Annotated in this window: 14 protein-coding genes and 1 pseudogene; 5 read left to right on the top strand and 10 right to left on the bottom strand. The window is 63.8% G+C overall.

Annotated elements, in window-relative coordinates; genetic code table 11:
• Positions 1 to 719, bottom strand: a pseudogene (locus AC1DZ8_RS31560) (peptigoglycan-binding protein LysM); the annotation flags it as partial.
• A gap of 125 nt (positions 720 to 844) precedes the next feature.
• Between AC1DZ8_RS31560 and AC1DZ8_RS31565 the strand changes: the two are divergent.
• Entirely contained in the window at positions 845 to 1,456 is a 612-nt protein-coding gene (locus tag AC1DZ8_RS31565) for an LOG family protein (RefSeq protein ID WP_477311135.1), read from the top strand.
• A 201-nt stretch (positions 1,457 to 1,657) separates the two neighbouring features.
• Here the strand turns inward: AC1DZ8_RS31565 and AC1DZ8_RS31570 are convergent, their stop codons facing one another.
• A complete protein-coding gene (locus AC1DZ8_RS31570; RefSeq protein ID WP_477308610.1) occupies positions 1,658 to 2,542 on the bottom strand; it encodes a LysR substrate-binding domain-containing protein in 885 nt (294 codons plus the stop codon).
• Between the two features lie 111 nt (positions 2,543 to 2,653).
• Here AC1DZ8_RS31570 and AC1DZ8_RS31575 point away from each other — a divergent pair, with 111 nt between their 5' ends.
• The 4 genes from AC1DZ8_RS31575 (at position 2,654) to AC1DZ8_RS31590 (ending at position 7,130) form a co-directional block, all read left to right on the top strand.
• On the top strand, positions 2,654 to 2,944 hold the full coding sequence (locus tag AC1DZ8_RS31575; RefSeq protein ID WP_112624347.1) for a muconolactone Delta-isomerase family protein: 291 nt from the start codon (positions 2,654 to 2,656) through the stop codon (positions 2,942 to 2,944).
• 234 nt (positions 2,945 to 3,178) lie between these two features.
• The gene (locus AC1DZ8_RS31580; protein WP_477308608.1) at positions 3,179 to 4,855 is read left to right on the top strand and encodes a c-type cytochrome; all 1,677 of its coding nucleotides are present in this window, start codon (positions 3,179 to 3,181) and stop codon (positions 4,853 to 4,855) included.
• Between the two features lie 40 nt (positions 4,856 to 4,895).
• Positions 4,896 to 6,002: a GNAT family N-acetyltransferase gene (locus tag AC1DZ8_RS31585; protein WP_477308606.1), complete on the top strand. Its 1,107-nt coding sequence runs from the start codon at positions 4,896 to 4,898 to the stop codon at positions 6,000 to 6,002.
• Between the two features lie 129 nt (positions 6,003 to 6,131).
• Positions 6,132 to 7,130 (top strand): transporter, encoded by a 999-nt coding sequence (locus AC1DZ8_RS31590; protein WP_477308604.1) that lies wholly within the window; start codon positions 6,132 to 6,134, stop codon positions 7,128 to 7,130.
• Positions 7,131 to 7,204: 74 nt separating this feature from the next.
• Here AC1DZ8_RS31590 and AC1DZ8_RS31595 read toward each other — a convergent pair whose 3' ends face one another.
• From AC1DZ8_RS31595 to cysS, 8 genes are all read right to left on the bottom strand, one after another.
• Entirely contained in the window at positions 7,205 to 7,891 is a 687-nt protein-coding gene (locus tag AC1DZ8_RS31595) for a glutathione S-transferase family protein (protein WP_477308602.1), read from the bottom strand.
• Between the two features lie 10 nt (positions 7,892 to 7,901).
• Entirely contained in the window at positions 7,902 to 8,831 is a 930-nt protein-coding gene (gene rarD, locus AC1DZ8_RS31600) for an EamA family transporter RarD (RefSeq protein ID WP_477308600.1), read from the bottom strand.
• A 318-nt stretch (positions 8,832 to 9,149) separates the two neighbouring features.
• The gene (gene cimA / locus AC1DZ8_RS31605; protein WP_477308598.1) at positions 9,150 to 10,766 is read right to left on the bottom strand and encodes a citramalate synthase; all 1,617 of its coding nucleotides are present in this window, start codon (positions 10,764 to 10,766) and stop codon (positions 9,150 to 9,152) included.
• A gap of 46 nt (positions 10,767 to 10,812) precedes the next feature.
• A complete protein-coding gene (gene pip / locus AC1DZ8_RS31610; RefSeq protein WP_477308596.1) occupies positions 10,813 to 11,772 on the bottom strand; it encodes a prolyl aminopeptidase in 960 nt (319 codons plus the stop codon).
• A gap of 8 nt (positions 11,773 to 11,780) precedes the next feature.
• A complete protein-coding gene (locus AC1DZ8_RS31615) occupies positions 11,781 to 12,257 on the bottom strand; it encodes a GFA family protein (RefSeq protein ID WP_477285889.1) in 477 nt (158 codons plus the stop codon).
• On the bottom strand, positions 12,254 to 12,745 hold the full coding sequence (locus tag AC1DZ8_RS31620; protein ID WP_477308594.1) for a GFA family protein: 492 nt from the start codon (positions 12,743 to 12,745) through the stop codon (positions 12,254 to 12,256). The genes AC1DZ8_RS31615 and AC1DZ8_RS31620 overlap by 4 nt, the downstream gene beginning before the upstream one ends.
• Positions 12,746 to 12,767: 22 nt before the next feature.
• Positions 12,768 to 13,154 (bottom strand): VOC family protein, encoded by a 387-nt coding sequence (locus AC1DZ8_RS31625; RefSeq protein WP_477308592.1) that lies wholly within the window; start codon positions 13,152 to 13,154, stop codon positions 12,768 to 12,770.
• Positions 13,151 to 14,584 carry a cysteine--tRNA ligase gene (gene cysS / locus AC1DZ8_RS31630; protein ID WP_477402258.1) on the bottom strand — a complete coding sequence of 478 codons (1,434 nt, stop codon included), beginning with the start codon at positions 14,582 to 14,584 and terminating at the stop codon, positions 13,151 to 13,153. The genes AC1DZ8_RS31625 and cysS overlap by 4 nt, the downstream gene beginning before the upstream one ends.
• Between the last annotated feature and the right edge of the window lie 239 nt (positions 14,585 to 14,823).

Raw genomic sequence — 14,823 nt, forward strand, 5'->3', positions numbered from 1 at the left:
GCGGCAGGAGCCGCGGCCTGATCGCCGGTGGCCGGCGCCGCAGGCTTGGTCTCGGGCGCCGGAACGGTCAGCAGTTCAGCCGGCTTGCCCGGCTCCTCGACCATCGCCAGCACCTGGCCGGCGGCATCCTTGGGAACCGAAACGACGGCGGTCTGCACCGAAGGCGTAACGACATCGCCAGTCGTCGAGCGCAGCGCAATTGTATAGTCGCCGGGCTTCAGCGGATCGTCGAGAACGATGACAAAGGCACCGTCCGGACCGGCGACCGTCGAGCCGAGCACTGTCGAGCCGTTGAGGATCTCGACCTTGGCATTGGGCGCGGCATTGCCGGCAACGACGATCGAGCCGTTGCTTTCGACGCGCACAACATCGAAGCTCGGCACAACCGGGCCGGCCGCGGCCGGTGCTGGAGTTGCCGGGGCAGCAGCGGGCGCGGCAGGTGTTGCCGGAGCGGCTGCTTCTGTAGCGGGAGCCGTCGCGTCGGCGGGCGCCGGTGCCGGCACAGCCTTGGCATCGGTGGGTGCAGCAGGCGCTGGCGGCAGCCTTCCCTCGGTCCCCGAATCGGCTGGCTTGTCAGCCGGCGGTGTCAGCGACGCAATCTCCGCCGGCGGCGTGGGATTGAGATACGGGTCGAGTGCGCCCGATATATAAGCGGTTCCGATGACCGCGACGGTGCCACCCGCCGCGAACAGAAACGCCTTCAATGGATTAACAGCCATATTTCCCCTGCCCCTTAGCCACCTAACGCCGGTCTAGCGTGTTTTGCCGGAACCGACAAGAAAAAGCCCGGGCTTGTCAGCCTCTGGGGCTTGACCCCGCATTCAGACCCAATCACCAATCACGCATGAACACGATTCGATCCGTCTGCGTCTACTGCGGCTCGTCTCCGGGCCGCGATGAAATCTACGCCAAGGCCGGACACCTGCTTGGCCGCTCGCTCGCCAAATCCGGCCTGCGGCTGGTCTATGGCGGCGGCACCAAAGGCATTATGGGCGCCGTCGCCGAAGGCGCGCTCAAGGCCGGCGGCAAGGTGACGGGCATCATTCCGCGCTTCCTTATCAACAAGGAGGCGACCGAAACCGCGCTTGACCGGCTCGACGAGTTGCTGATCACCGACAACATGCACGAGCGCAAGCACAAGATGTTCGAAAAATCCGACGCCTTTGTGGCGCTGCCGGGCGGCATCGGCACGGTCGAGGAGATCGTCGAGGTCATGACCTGGGGCCAGCTCGGCCATCACCGCAAGCCGATCGTCTTCGCCAACGTCAAAGGGTTCTGGAATCCGATGCTGGCGCTGCTCGACCATATGGGAAACGAAGGCTTCATTCATACCGCGCAGCGGGTCAAGCCGCTGGTGGTCGAAGACCCCGAGGCAATCGTCGCCGCGATCATGGTGGCGGGCTCGTCGGTCGATGCGCCGACCGAGGGTGTGCAGTCGGTGATTGATAAGATGTGAGGGCAGTAAGGGAGTAGGGGAGTAGGGCAGTAAGGCAGTAAGGCAGTAAGGCAGTATGTTTAAGCGCGCTCGAGCCTCTACCTACTGCCCTACTGCCCTACTGCCCTACTGCCCTACTGCCCTACTGCCCTACTGCCCTACTGCCCTACTGCCCTACTGCCCTACTGCCCTACTGCCCTACTGCCCTACTGCCCTACTGCCTTACTGCCCTACTGCCCCCCTCAACTCCGCAACCACCGCCCGCTTGTCCTGCCGCCGCCACGCCAGATGGATCGAGACGGTGCGTTTGAACCACGGCAGGTCGCGGAACACGATCCCTGACGGTGCCGCACTCCGGAGACTTGCCTGCACCGTCGCCAGGCCGAGCCCGGCGCTGACCAGGCCGAGCGATGTCAGGGGATCCGCCGTCTCGTAGGCGATGTCGGGCATGAAACCGGCCTCGATGCAGGCGGCGAGGAACTGGCCGCGGTTGGAGTCGGCGGGCTGGCGCACCACGGTGATCCAGGTGCGGCCGTCGAGATGATGCGGGCGGATGTCGGCAACGGCGGTAAGCGCATCGCCCTCGGGTATCGCCAAAACCAGCGGCTCCCGCCGGACCAGCGTCGAGGCAATTTCAGGATAGTTGGCCGGCGGCGGCGAATAGACCAAGCCGAGATCGAGCGTACGTTGGCGCAGCCCCTCGAGCTGGGCGGCCGAGCGCAGGCTCATCAGGCTAAGATGCAGCCGCGGCCGGTCGCTGCGGAATTGCCGCAGCATCCTGCCGACCAGCCCGGCATGCACCGCGCCCTCGACGTATCCTATGGCAAGGCGGCCAGCGGTGCCGGCTGCAAGGTCACGGCCGAGCGCCTCCAGTCGACCGGCGCCCGCTAGAAGTGCCCTCGCCTCGGCAAGAAAGGCCTGCCCCTCGGCATTGAGATGAACCCGCTGCTTCGCCCGTTCGAACAGGGTGACGCCAAGCTGCGCCTCGAGTTGCATGATCTGGCGGCTGAGCGGCGACTGCGAGATATGCAGGAGTTCGGCGGCACGGCCGACAGTGCCTGCATCGGCCACAGTGACGAAATAGCGGAGCTGGCGCAGGTCGAACATTCTCTCTCCAAGGATTTAAGTCCTATTGGGTCTCAACTTTAGCCTACTCAGTCTTGGACAGTCTGGCCAGCGGCAGCAATAATTTGGGCATCGCAACCACAGGAGACCGCCATGCAGTTCTTTGCCCTTCTCACCCGCAACACCGAAAAGTTCAGCGACGCCGACTTCGCGCCCCTTTTGCCCGGCGAGGCCGAACAGCGCCGTACGCTCTATGCCGAGGGTGCGGTGCGCCAGGTGTGGAACCGCGGCGACATTCCGGGCAGCGGCATGATGTTCGAAGCCGGCAGCGACGCCGACGTGCGCGGCCATCTCGCCACTCTGCCGCTGGTCAAGGCCGGCATGATGGACATTGCCGCAGTGGTGCCGCTCGCACCCTACCCCGGGTTTGGGCCGAAGCGCTGATCCAACGACGCAGCCGGCGGCAATCCGTGCCGCCGGCTGCGTGCCCGACGCCAAATGGATCGCAAGAATCAGACATTCGCATCCACTCATCGATCTGACCGACACTGCATCGTTGTGCGCTCTTCTGCGGCTATTAACCTCGATGCTCCAGCGCCTGTTAAGGAATGACGGGCAATAATGCTTCCGGGATATTGTACGCGTCTGGCGTGCGATGCGACTTCGAGCGGTTGATCTTTGCGACGCACTCGTTTCCTGCTGATTGCTGCAGCACTGCTTGCCGTTACGGCTGGAGCCGTCGTGGTGGCGCTGCCCGCGCTCACCTCGTTTGCCGCGACATCCGATCGCTATGAAGCGCTTGTGCCGTCACTGAAGAGCGAGACGGACCGCGGCGTTGCCTACTTTGCCTTCGGAGATTTCTCGGCACTGACGTCGGACACGCTGAAAGTGTCGGCGTCGCCCTGGAAGCTGGCGACGGCGGCGCTGGCGCTCAAATCCGTCGACGGCAAGCTCGATCGTCTCGGCGAGGTGGACCTCGCAGCGCTCTATCGTCAGTTCGGCTTCCACACCCCCAAAACCATCGGCAACTGGCCGTCGGATTTGCCGTCGCCGAGCTTCGAGACGCCGCTTGGGCAGAATGTCGGCTTTGGGGGGCGTGCCTTGCCGCCGATCGGCGCGACGATCGGCAATGTCGGCTGTCCGGCCTGCCACTCCAGCGTCATGTACGATGCCTCCGGCAATCCCGACACCGGCCGGGTCTGGCTCGGCGCGCCGAACAGCTCGATCAACCTGGAGGCCTATACGCAGGCGCTCTACACCGCATTCAGCGCCTTCGGAAACAAGCCGGACCTGCTGATGAATGCCGTGCAGCGTCTTTATCCCGAGACGCAGTGGCGTGAGCGGATGACGCTGCGCTATTTCGTCGTTCCGCAGCTGGCCAAGACCCTTGCCGAACGCCAGGCTTCGATCGGCCGGCTGCTGCCGTTTCGCGCGTCGCTGGCCGGCGCCACCAATGGGCTGGATTCGCTCAGGAGCCGGCTTGGCTTGATCCCTGAAGGCAAGCTCGTGCCCGAGAGCGTTTTCAATTCGGTGCCCGATCTCGGCTCGCGGCTGTGGCGCAGCAAATTCCTCAATTGCGGCAACTACGCCATCCCCGGCGTCGACCATAACAGGACAATCCACGCCGAGGACATCACGCCTGAACATCGTCGGGAACTGGCGGCGATCATTTCCTATTTCACCGTTCCCAGCATGGGCGTCACCCCCGAAGTTGCGGAGACCTCGATCGGCCACGCTTTCGACATTACCGGCTGGATGAGCCAGTACACACCGCAGCCATTTCCCGGCCGCATCGACAGATCGCTGCTGCCGCGCGGCCAGGCTGTCTTTGCCCAGCACTGCGCCTCGTGTCACGGCGCCTACGGCCAGGACATTGAGCGCCCGCATCTGATCAGCTTCCCGAACTGGGAAGGCGAGATCGGCACCGATCCGCAACGGCACAAACTCTTGGGCAAAGCGGTCGCCGATGCGGTGAACGGGTCGCTCTATGGCCGCTACATCGACGCCCGCACCGTGACCACCTACACGGCGCCGCCGCTGACCGGGCTGTGGTCCAGCGCGCCCTATTTCCACAATGGCAGCGTGCCGACGCTCTGGCACCTGATGCACCCGGGCCAGCGGCCCAAGCGCTTCAGCGTCGGCGGCCACCGGCTCGATCTCGACAAGGTTGGCATCGCCGGCGTCGAAGACGGCACAGGCGGCTGGTCTCAGCCCGCAGACTACACGCCCTGGTCCATTCCCGCCGAGATCGACACGACGGCGTTCGGCCTCGGCAATGGCGGCCATGAGACCGAGTTCGCGCCGCTTGGGGAAGACGACAAGGCGGCGCTGCTCGAATATTTGAAGCTGCTGTGAGGCGCGCGATGCGCGCATACCGGCCAGGGAGACAAATGCCATGCCGGTGACACTCAAGGAGCGCGATTTCGAATCCTTCTTCGCAGCCCCGTTCGAGGCCTATGGCGCGAACTCGCTCTATGTCTCGCCGATGAAGGGCGACCTGAAGCGGTTCCTGTCAGCGGCTGAAAATCCGCTGTTCAGCACGGACGACGAAATCACCTATTTCACTGCGTTTCGCGACCGACACCCGATCGGCCGGATCACCGCGCATGTGCATGGCGCGTCCAACACCCAGTATGGCTGGAACCGCTGCTATTTCGGCTATTTCGACTGCGCCGACGACGCAGAGGCCGCCGGGCTTCTGCTCAAGGCGGCCGAGGATTGGGGACGGCGGCGCGGCCACGCCGAGATCATGGGCAATTTCAACCTGACGGCCATGCAGCAGATCGGCGTCCAGACCAGCGCCTTCGACAAGGCGCCTTATACCGACCTGATCTACAGCCCGCCGCACATCGCGCGGCTGCTGGAGGAAAACGGCTATCGCCCGGAATTTCCGATGACGACATTCGAACTCGATCTCAAGACGGCCGCACCGCCGGAGATCGGCCCGAAGCAGCAAGCGATCCTCGACAATCCCGACTTCGCCTTTGCGCCACTGACGCGCGCCCTGGTGCCGCAGCGCATGGAGGATGCGCGGGTGATCCTCAACGCCTCCTTCGCCCAAAACCCGATGTTCGTGCCGGTCAGCCACGAAGAGTTCCATTTCCAGGCGCGCGACATGAAATGGGTGATGGACCCGCGCATTTCGGCCGTGCTCAATTATCGCGGCGAGCCGGCCGCCTGCATCATCTGCATCCCGGACCTCAACCCGTTCCTGCGCAAGACGCGGTCGAGGATCGGGCTGACGACGCCCTGGCATTTCCTGATGCACAAATTCACCTGCAAACGCGCCGTGCTGATCTTTTCCGGCGTCAGGCCCGATCTGCAGGGCCAGGGCGTCAACCCGGTGGTGCTGCGCCGCGTCGTGCTGGCGCTCAAGGCCGCCGGCTATGAGACGCTGGGAAACACCTGGATAGGCGACAGCAACAAGGCCAGCATCGCCCAGAAGCAGAAGTCCAATGCCAGGCCGCTGCATCGCCTGCATCTGTTCCGCAAGGCTTTGTAGCGTCGCTGATCGACAGACTGTGATCGGCTGTCAAGAAACTGTCACACGAAACCCGGCGCGCCCATGTTAGGAATAGCTGCCGGCATCCGCGCGCGGCGTGGTCGAAATCTGTATCTGGCGAGGCGAGCCGTGAACATCGCTCTCAACGCGGAAGGCACTCCCCTGTCGCCTTACCTGCCCGACGAGCACGGGCTGTTCTTCATCTACCATTTCACCGCTGACGGCCTGCGCACCAAGGACGCGGCTGAGGCGCAATGGACGTGGCGCAGCTACCAGCTGTCCGACCTGCGCGCCCGACGCGAGATCGCCGCCGACCAGGCTTTGCCTGCGCCGGTTCGCGAAGCCTTCCTCGGCGCCAGCCAGGGCTGCCATATCGATCTTGAAGACGATTGGCTCTATGGCGACCTGCCGGACCTGCGCCACGATTATTCGGCGGAGGCACGCGGGCTCGGCCATTTCCGCTTCGCCCTCAACGAAAAAATGCTGATCGGCGCGCGCAAGCAGCCGCTGGAATCGGTCGATCTCGTGCGCAAGGCGGTGGAGAGCGGTTCGCGCAAATTCCGCTCACCGGCCGACTTGATCGAGGCGGTCATGGGCCAGTCGCTCGACGGCATGGCGGCCGAGCTCCATGGCCTTGGCGATACGCTGGACGGCATCGAGGACCGTATCGTGCGCGATGCCTGGCACAGCGAGCGGCAGTCCCTGGTCGAGGCGCGCCGTCAGCTCGTGGTGATCCATCGGCAGATGGCAACGCTGACCAACCTGTTCCGCCATCTCGACCATTCACACCGCAACGAACTGCCTGACCCGATCAACGACATGGCGACAAGGCTGTCGCACCGCGCGCACACGCTCTACCACGACGGCGAACAGCTGCAGGCGCGCACAAGGCTGCTGCAGGACGAATTGATGGCCAAGCTGACGATGCAGTCGAACCAGCTGCTCTATGTGTTGTCGGTGATGACGGCGGTGCTGTTGCCGATGACCATCATCTCGGGCCTGTTCGGCATGAATGTCGGCGGCCTGCCGCTGGTCAACACGCCGATGGGTTTCTGGGTGGTGACGGCAGTTTCGGTGGTGATCGCGGCGGCGACCTATCTGTTCGTCAGGCGGCTCGGGCGGATGTAGCCGCCCGGCCAATCTCTTTGCTTTCACGCAATTCCGGACGGAAAACCGCTACACACTTTTCCTGGAATTGCTCATCACGCCGTGGCGCGAAGATCCTCGATGACGGTGCCGGCGGCAGCGACTTCCGCCTCATGGTCCGGTTCCCGCCAGGTTTCGGCAAGGCCCGCCGCATACCACTCCTGCATCGCCGGCAGGCCAAGCAATTGCGCGGGATAGGCGGCGGCCGCACCCTCGAAAGTGAGCCCATAGGACTGGACGCGGAATGCCACCGGGGCAAAGAAGGCGTCGACGGCGGTGAAATGGCCGCCGGCCAGAAACGGTCCGCCGAAGCGGGCAAGGCCATCGTTCCAGAGATCGCCCAAACGGAACAGATCCTGCCTGAGCGCAGCCGACATCGGCAACGGTTCTACGCTGATACCGCAATTCATCGGGCACGCGCCGCGCAAGGCGGTGAAGCCCGAATGCATTTCGGCGGCGGCCGAACGCGCCCAGGACCGTGCCCTGGCTTCGGCCGGCCACAAACCATGATGGCGCTCCGCCAGATATTCGGCGATGGCAAGCGAATCCCAGACAGCCCAGCCGTCATCGACCAGGCAAGGCACGCGGCCGCTCGGCGAAAACGACCGGAAGAGATCGAAGCTGGGCCCGGTCGGGAACGGCGTCAATCGCTCCTCGAACGGAATGTCGAGAGCGCGCATCAGCACCCATGGCCGCAACGACCATGACGAATAGTTCTTGTTGGCAATGTGCAGCACGTACATGGACGTCTTCCTATTTCGCGGCCGAAACCGCCGGGCGGACTTCACGGCCACGGAACATCGACCAGGAATACATCGCCAGCGCCGTCCAGATCAGCGCGAAGGCAATCGCTTGCGTGGTGCCGAAGGGCTCGTCGAAAATCAGCACGGCGATCAGGAAGACCATGGTCGGCGCGATATATTGCATGATGCCGATGGTGGAGAGGCGCAGAAGCTTTGCGCCGAAGGCGAACAGAAGCAGCGGCACCGCGGTGACCGGTCCACAGCCGATGAGCAGTGCCGTGTCGGTGGCGTTGCTGGAGATGAAATGGTCCTGGCCGTTGGCGATCAGGAAAATGATGTAGCCAAGTGCGGGCACCGACAGCAGAAGCACTTCGAGCAAAAAACCCTGGCTCGGGCCGATCGGCAGCGTCTTGCGGAAGAAGCCGTAGGCGGCGAAGGAAAAGGCCAGCGCCAAGGACACCCAGGGCAGTTTGCCGGCATCGACCGTCAGCACGGCAACGGCAATCGCCGCCAGCACTACCGCCGCGATCTGCAGCCGGTCGAGTTTGTCGCCGAGCACCAACGCCCCGACAACGATGACGACCAGCGGGTTGATGTAGTAGCCGAGCGCGGTCTCGACGGTGCGGTCGACCGAGATCGCCCAGACATAGATGGCCCAGTTGATTGAAATCAGCGTCGCCGTCAGCGCCGCCATGCCGATGCTGCGCGGCGAGCGGATCGCCGCCTTGAAATCGGCAGTCCGGCCGGCCCAGACCAGCACGCAAGCGGCGATCGGCACCGACCAGACGATGCGGTGGGCGATCACCTCGATCAGCGGCAGATGCCCGACCGCCTTCATGTAAAAGGGCAGCAGCCCCCACAACAGATAGGCGCCGAGCGCCAACAGGAAGCCGCTGCGGGCTTTGGCGTCGGCATCGGACTGGGTTGTTTCGCTGACCATGGGCCAAGGCTATGGCCCAGCGCGGTGCTCAAAACCATACCAAATTGCTGATGGATCAATGGATTTTTTCTGATGGGTGGAGGGTGAGGCGCAAGTTCCTCGCCCCACGAAGTGGGGAGAGGTGGCCCGGCGAAGCCGGGACGGAGAGGGGCAGCGCGGCGGCTGCGAGTTGATGCTAAGGTTGATGACAAGGGCCGTTTCCGCGCCCTGCCCTCGTCGGATTTTGGCTTCGCGGAGGTCGTCCCCCTCTCCGTCCCGGCTTCGCCGGGCCACCTCTCCCCCGCTTCCGCGGGGGCGAGGAACCCAAGTCCTGTAAGCCTACTCCGCTGCCACCAGCCCCGCCATCTCGCGGTTCTTCATCAGCTTGTAGACGATCGAATCCATCAGCGCCTGGAAGGAGGCGTCGATGATGTTTTCCGATACGCCGACCGTCCACCAGCGGGCGCCGGTGCCGTCATGCGACTCGATCAGCACACGGGTGATCGCCTCGGTGCCGCCATTGAGGATACGCACCTTGAAGTCGGCCAGCTCCATGTCGGCGATCTCGCCCTGGAACTTGCCTAGATCCTTGCGCAGCGCAATGTCGAGCGCGTTGACCGGGCCGTGGCCTTCGGCCACCGACATTTTCTCCTCGCCATCGACCATCACCTTGACGATGGCTTCCGATACCGTCTTCAGCTGGCCGTTGGCGTCGAAGCGGCGCTCGACCATGCAGCGGAACGAGGTGACGTTGAAGAACTCCGGCAGGCCATGCAGCATCTTGCGCGCCAAGAGCTCGAAGGAGGCATCGGCGCCCTCATAGGCGTAACCCTCGGCCTCGCGTTCCTTGACCACGGAGATCAGCGCATCGAGCCGACGATCGTCCTTCGGCACATCGATGCCGCGCCGCTTCAACTCGGCGAGGAAATTGGCCTTGCCGCCTTGGTCGGAGACCATGACACGGCGGCGGTTGCCGACCAATTCCGGCGGCACATGCTCGTAGGTCGCCGGCTCCTTGGCGAGTGCCGAGGCATGGATGCCGGCCTTGGTGGCGAAGGCGGAAGCGCCGACATAAGGCGCCTGCGCTTCCGGCGCGCGGTTCAAGAGTTCGTCGAAGGCGCGGGAAAGCCGCGATATGCCGGTCAGCGCCTCTGCCGAAATCCCCGTCTCAAAACGGTCGGCGAAGGCCGGCTTCAGCGCCAGTGTCGGCACAATCGAGACCAGATTGGCGTTGCCGCAGCGCTCGCCGATGCCGTTCAGCGTGCCCTGGATCTGGCGCACACCGGCCTCGACGGCGGCGAGCGAATTGGCCACTGCCTGGCCGGTATCGTCATGAGCATGGATGCCGAGATGATCGCCCGGAATGCCCGATGCGATGACTTTGCCGACGATGGTGCGCACTTCCGAGGGCTGCGTGCCGCCATTGGTGTCGCACAGCACCACCCAACGCGCCCCGGCATCGTAGGCCGTCCTGGCGCAGGCCAGTGCGTAGTCAGGATTGGCCTTGAAGCCGTCGAAGAAATGCTCGCAATCGACCATCGCCTCCTTGCCGGCGGTGGTCGCCGCTTCGACGGAAGCCTTGATGGACTCGAGGTTCTCCTCATTGGTGCAGCCGAGCGCGACGCGGACATGATAGTCCCAGCTCTTGGCGACAAAGCAGATGGCGTCGGACCTCGACTGCACCAGCGACGCCAGGCCTGGGTCGTTGGACGCCGACACCCCTGCCCGCTTGGTCATGCCGAAGGCGACGAACTTTGCCTTCGCCGTGCGCTTCTGCTGGAAGAAGGCGGTGTCGGTCGGATTGGCGCCGGGATAGCCGCCTTCGACATAGTCCATGCCGAACTCGTCGAGCAGTTTTGCAATCGCGATCTTGTCCTCGACGGAAAAGTCGATGCCCGGCGTCTGCTGGCCGTCGCGCAATGTGGTGTCGAAGAGATAGAGGCGTTGCTTTGTCATGGCTGCGCGGGTGCCTGCGCACCCTCCTCTGGCCCGAAGGCCGATGTCATTTCTTTCCCGCGAACTTGTCCGTTGCCCTGATCAGCTGATCGAGAATCCCCGGCTCCGAAAAGGAATGGCCGGCGCCTTCGATGAGGTGGAAATCCGCCTTCGGCCAGGCCTTGTGCAGCGCCCAGGCGTAGCGCGCCGGGCACGGCATGTCATAGCGGCCGTGGACGATGGTGCCAGGAATATCCGCAAGCTTATGCGCATCGCGCAGCAATTGCCCTTCCTCCAGCCAGCCGGCATGGACGAAATAGTGGTTCTCGATCCGGGCAAAGGCGATGGCGAAATCGTCCTCGCCGAACTTGTCGCTGGTTTCCGGCTCCGGCAGCAGCGTGATCGTCTCGCCTTCCCACAGGCTCCAGGCAAGGGCGGCTTCCATCTGCGCCTTGCGGTCGGAGCCGACCAGCCGCTTGCGGTAGGCGGCCATCATGTCGCCGCGCTCGGCTTGCGGGATCGGTGCCTGGAAACGCTCCCACTTCTCGGGGAACATTTCGGAGACGCCGAATTGATAGTACCATTCGAGTTCGGCACGGGTCAGCGTGTAGATACCGCGCACGACAAGCTCGCTGGCGCGGTTCGGATGCGTCTCGGCATAGGCGAGCGCCAAGGTCGAGCCCCAGGAGCCGCCGAACACCAGCCATTTGTCGAAGCCGCACATCTCGCGCAGGCGCTCGATATCGGCGACAAGATGCCAGGTGGTGTTGGCCTCGAGCGAAGCGTTGGGTGTCGATTTCCCGCAGCCGCGCTGGTCAAACAGGATGACGTCGTAAAGTTTCGGGTCGAACAGCCGCCGATGCTTTGGCGAGAAGCCGCCGCCGGGACCACCATGCAGGAATACGGCCGGCTTGGCGCCCTTGGTGCCGGAACGTTCCCAATAGATCTGGTGACCGTCGCCGACATCGAGCATGCCGGATGCGAAGGGTTCGATCTCGGGATAGAGGGGGCGAAGTTCACTGCTCATTTCATTGCTCATATCTGCAGGCCGTGTGCCGGCCAGTCCGTGGTTTCGTGGTCGGGATGCTGGAAAGAGATGATCTGCTCCTGGCGGGTGTAGAAGTCAGGATCCTGGTGGATGGGCTGGTCGAAGATGGTCTCGACCCAGGGCAGCCGTACCGCGTAGTTGACCTGGATCTGCGGCGCCAGATCGGAGCGGTCGTCGAAGGCGCCGATGGCGATCTCCAGCGCGCCGGGCTGGCGGTAGGTCAGCGGCGTGCCGCAGCGCGCGCAAAAGCCGCGATCGATGTTGACCGACGACTGGAAGTAAGTCGGCTCCTCACGCACCCATTCGACGCCATCCCTGGGCACCGTCACCAGCGCGCCGAAGAAAGAGCCGAACTGCTTCTGGCACATGCGGCAATGGCAGATCGACGGGCGGCCGAGCTTGCCCTTGATGCGGAAGCGCACGGCGCCGCACTGGCAGCCGCCGGTTCTGATATCATCGGTCATGATTTTTCCTCTGGCGGCCACTCTTCGGTGTCGTGGTCGGGATGCTGGTAGGAGACGAGTTCGGCGAGATAGGGAGCCGACGACATGTCGGCCATCGTGTCCTCGCCCGGCAATTGCGGAAGGGCGTCGACATAGGGCAGCTTTGCCTCGGTGCCCCACTGGGCTACCGGCACGATTTCTGCCGGATTATCGAACGCGCCGATGGCGAGGCCGACGCCGTCAGGCGCGCTAAAGGTCAGCGGCGTCCCGCAATTGGCGCAAAAGCCGCGATCGACATGGCTGGACGAGGCGAAATATTTCGGTTCGCCGCGCGTCCAGTCGAGCTTGGCGCCACGCACCGAAACCAGCGGCGCGTAGAACGAACCAAACGCCTTCTGGCACATGCGGCAATGGCAGATCGAAGCGTCGCCCAATGTACCTTCGACGCGGAAGCGCACCGCGCCGCATTGGCAGCCGCCGATGTAGATGGGCCGGTTATCGAGGCTCATCGCGTCTCACTCCGTTTCATGTTCATTCCGGGGCATGGCAGACGGCCTCGACATTGTTGCCGTCGGGATCGAAGACAAAGGCGCCGTAATAGTTCGGGTGATAGTGCGGGCGCAGGCCCGGCCCGCCATTGTCCTTGCCGCCGGCGGCAAGGGCGGCGGCATGAAAGGCATCGACCTCGGCGCGGCTGCGCGCGGTAAAGGCGACATGCTGATGGGTCCGTGGTTCATCGGTGCCGGCCTGCAGCCAGAACACCGGCCGGTCGCGGCCATAACCGCCGACCTTGGCGCCACCGGTGTATTCCAGCGGCACCATGTAGATCAGCGAAGCGCCAAGCGGCGCCATCGCCTGATCATAAAAGGCCTTCGAAGCGTCGAAATCGGCGACGTTGATGCCAAGATGGTCGATCATCTTTTCACCTCCCAGGTGGTGATTCTTTCGCCTGTCGCCGGATCCTTGCCGTCCTTCAGCTGCACGCCTTGCGCCAGCAGTTCGTCGCGCACGCGATCAGCCTCGGCCCAGTTCTTCGCGGCGATCAGTTCCAGGCGCCTGGCAATGGTTTTGGCGACCGCGGCCTCGTCCACGTCAGCCGCGCCGGTATCGAAGCCGAGGAACAGCAGCGATGCCTTCAGCGAGGTTGCGGCTTCGTTGCCTTCCGCTGCCTCGCCGGCAAGCTGCGTCAGTTGCTGGAAGGCGGCGTAGGTGGCGAGGTCGTCCGACAGCGCCGCCACGATTTCGGCCGGCACTTGCCCTGCGGCCGGCGCGAGATCGGCTGCGCGTTTCCATTTGCGAAGCGTGTTCTCAGCCTCTTCCAGCTTGCGCACGGAAAAGTCGATCGGCTCGCGGTAATGCGTCATCAGCATCGCCAGCCGCAGCACCTCGCCAGGCCATTTGCGGCCGCCGAAGGTCTCGGTCTCCAGCAACTCGGCAATGGCGTAGAAATTGCCGAGGCTCTTCGACATTTTCTGGCCTTCGACCTGCAGGAAGCCGTTGTGCATCCAGACATTGGCCATGACGTCGGTGCCGTGGGCGCAGCGCGACTGCGCGATCTCGTTTTCATGATGCGGGAAGATCAAATCGAGGCCGCCGCCATGGATGTCGAAGACGTCGCCGAGATAGGCGGCCGACATGGCCGAGCATTCGATGTGCCAGCCCGGACGGCCCCTGCCCCAGGGGCTCTCCCAGCCGGGCTCCTCCGGTGACGACAGTTTCCACAAAACGAAGTCGCCGGGGTTCTTCTTGTGCGCGTCGACGGCAACGCGGGCGCCTGCCTGCTGCTCGTCGAGATTGCGCTTCGACAGCTCGCCATAATCCGGCATCGAGGCGGTGTCGAACAAGACCTCGCCGGCCGCGACATAGGCATGGCCACGCTCGATCAGGCGCTCGATGAGGGTGATCATGTCGGCCTTGCCGTCGGCGCGGCGCGCAACGAACTCGGTGGCGCGCGGCTCAACCGTCGGCGGCAAGCAGCCGAGTGCCGCGACATCCCTATGGTACTGGTCGGCGGTCTTTTCGGTGACGCGGCGGATCGCCTCGTTGAGCGTCAGTTTTCCCGACGCAATCTCGGCGCCGAAGTCGCGCAGCGCGCGGGCGTTAATCTTGTCGTCGACATCTGTGATGTTACGCACATACGTGACACCGGCCTCGCCGTAGAGATGACGCAGCAAACGGAACAGCACGTCGAAGACGATCGCCGGCCGCGCATTGCCGATATGGGCAAAGTCGTAGACGGTCGGGCCGCAGACATACATGCGCACATTCCGCGGATCGATCGGGACGAACACGTCCTTCGTCCGCGTTAGCGTGTTGTAGAGGCTGAGACCCTTCGATGCGTCAGACATGCGTGCCCTTCCGGTCCGTTAAATTCTGGGTGGAGCCGTCCCTCGTGCCAAGGCACAAATCGGGCTCCAGCCTGCTGGCCGGGGCGTTTGTCCACTCTGGGGAAAGATGAGGCGAAAACGTCCGGACCAGCGCGAGGCTAGCCAATAATGCAAATGCCACAAATGGCGAAAAACGTTTTCATGGGCGGCTTTATCGCCTTGGCCGGTGTTGCCGTCAAGTCGCAACTTCCGGCAAAAGC

The sequence above is a fragment of the Mesorhizobium sp. P2_F7 genome (genome assembly GCF_056403695.1).

Coding starts and splice junctions, on each gene's coding strand:
- cimA (WP_477308598.1), bottom strand. CDS start 10,766: ATGACAAAGCAACGCCTCTATCTCTTCGACACCACATTGCGCGACGGC.
- AC1DZ8_RS31595 (WP_477308602.1), bottom strand. CDS start 7,891: ATGTACGTGCTGCACATTGCCAACAAGAACTATTCGTCATGGTCGTTG.
- rarD (WP_477308600.1), bottom strand. CDS start 8,831: ATGGTCAGCGAAACAACCCAGTCCGATGCCGACGCCAAAGCCCGCAGC.
- AC1DZ8_RS31575 (WP_112624347.1), top strand. CDS start 2,654: ATGCAGTTCTTTGCCCTTCTCACCCGCAACACCGAAAAGTTCAGCGAC.
- pip (WP_477308596.1), bottom strand. CDS start 11,772: ATGAGCAGTGAACTTCGCCCCCTCTATCCCGAGATCGAACCCTTCGCA.
- AC1DZ8_RS31625 (WP_477308592.1), bottom strand. CDS start 13,154: ATGATCGACCATCTTGGCATCAACGTCGCCGATTTCGACGCTTCGAAG.
- AC1DZ8_RS31570 (WP_477308610.1), bottom strand. CDS start 2,542: ATGTTCGACCTGCGCCAGCTCCGCTATTTCGTCACTGTGGCCGATGCA.
- AC1DZ8_RS31620 (WP_477308594.1), bottom strand. CDS start 12,745: ATGAGCCTCGATAACCGGCCCATCTACATCGGCGGCTGCCAATGCGGC.
- cysS (WP_477402258.1), bottom strand. CDS start 14,584: ATGTCTGACGCATCGAAGGGTCTCAGCCTCTACAACACGCTAACGCGG.
- AC1DZ8_RS31565 (WP_477311135.1), top strand. CDS start 845: ATGAACACGATTCGATCCGTCTGCGTCTACTGCGGCTCGTCTCCGGGC.
- AC1DZ8_RS31615 (WP_477285889.1), bottom strand. CDS start 12,257: ATGACCGATGATATCAGAACCGGCGGCTGCCAGTGCGGCGCCGTGCGC.
- AC1DZ8_RS31585 (WP_477308606.1), top strand. CDS start 4,896: ATGCCGGTGACACTCAAGGAGCGCGATTTCGAATCCTTCTTCGCAGCC.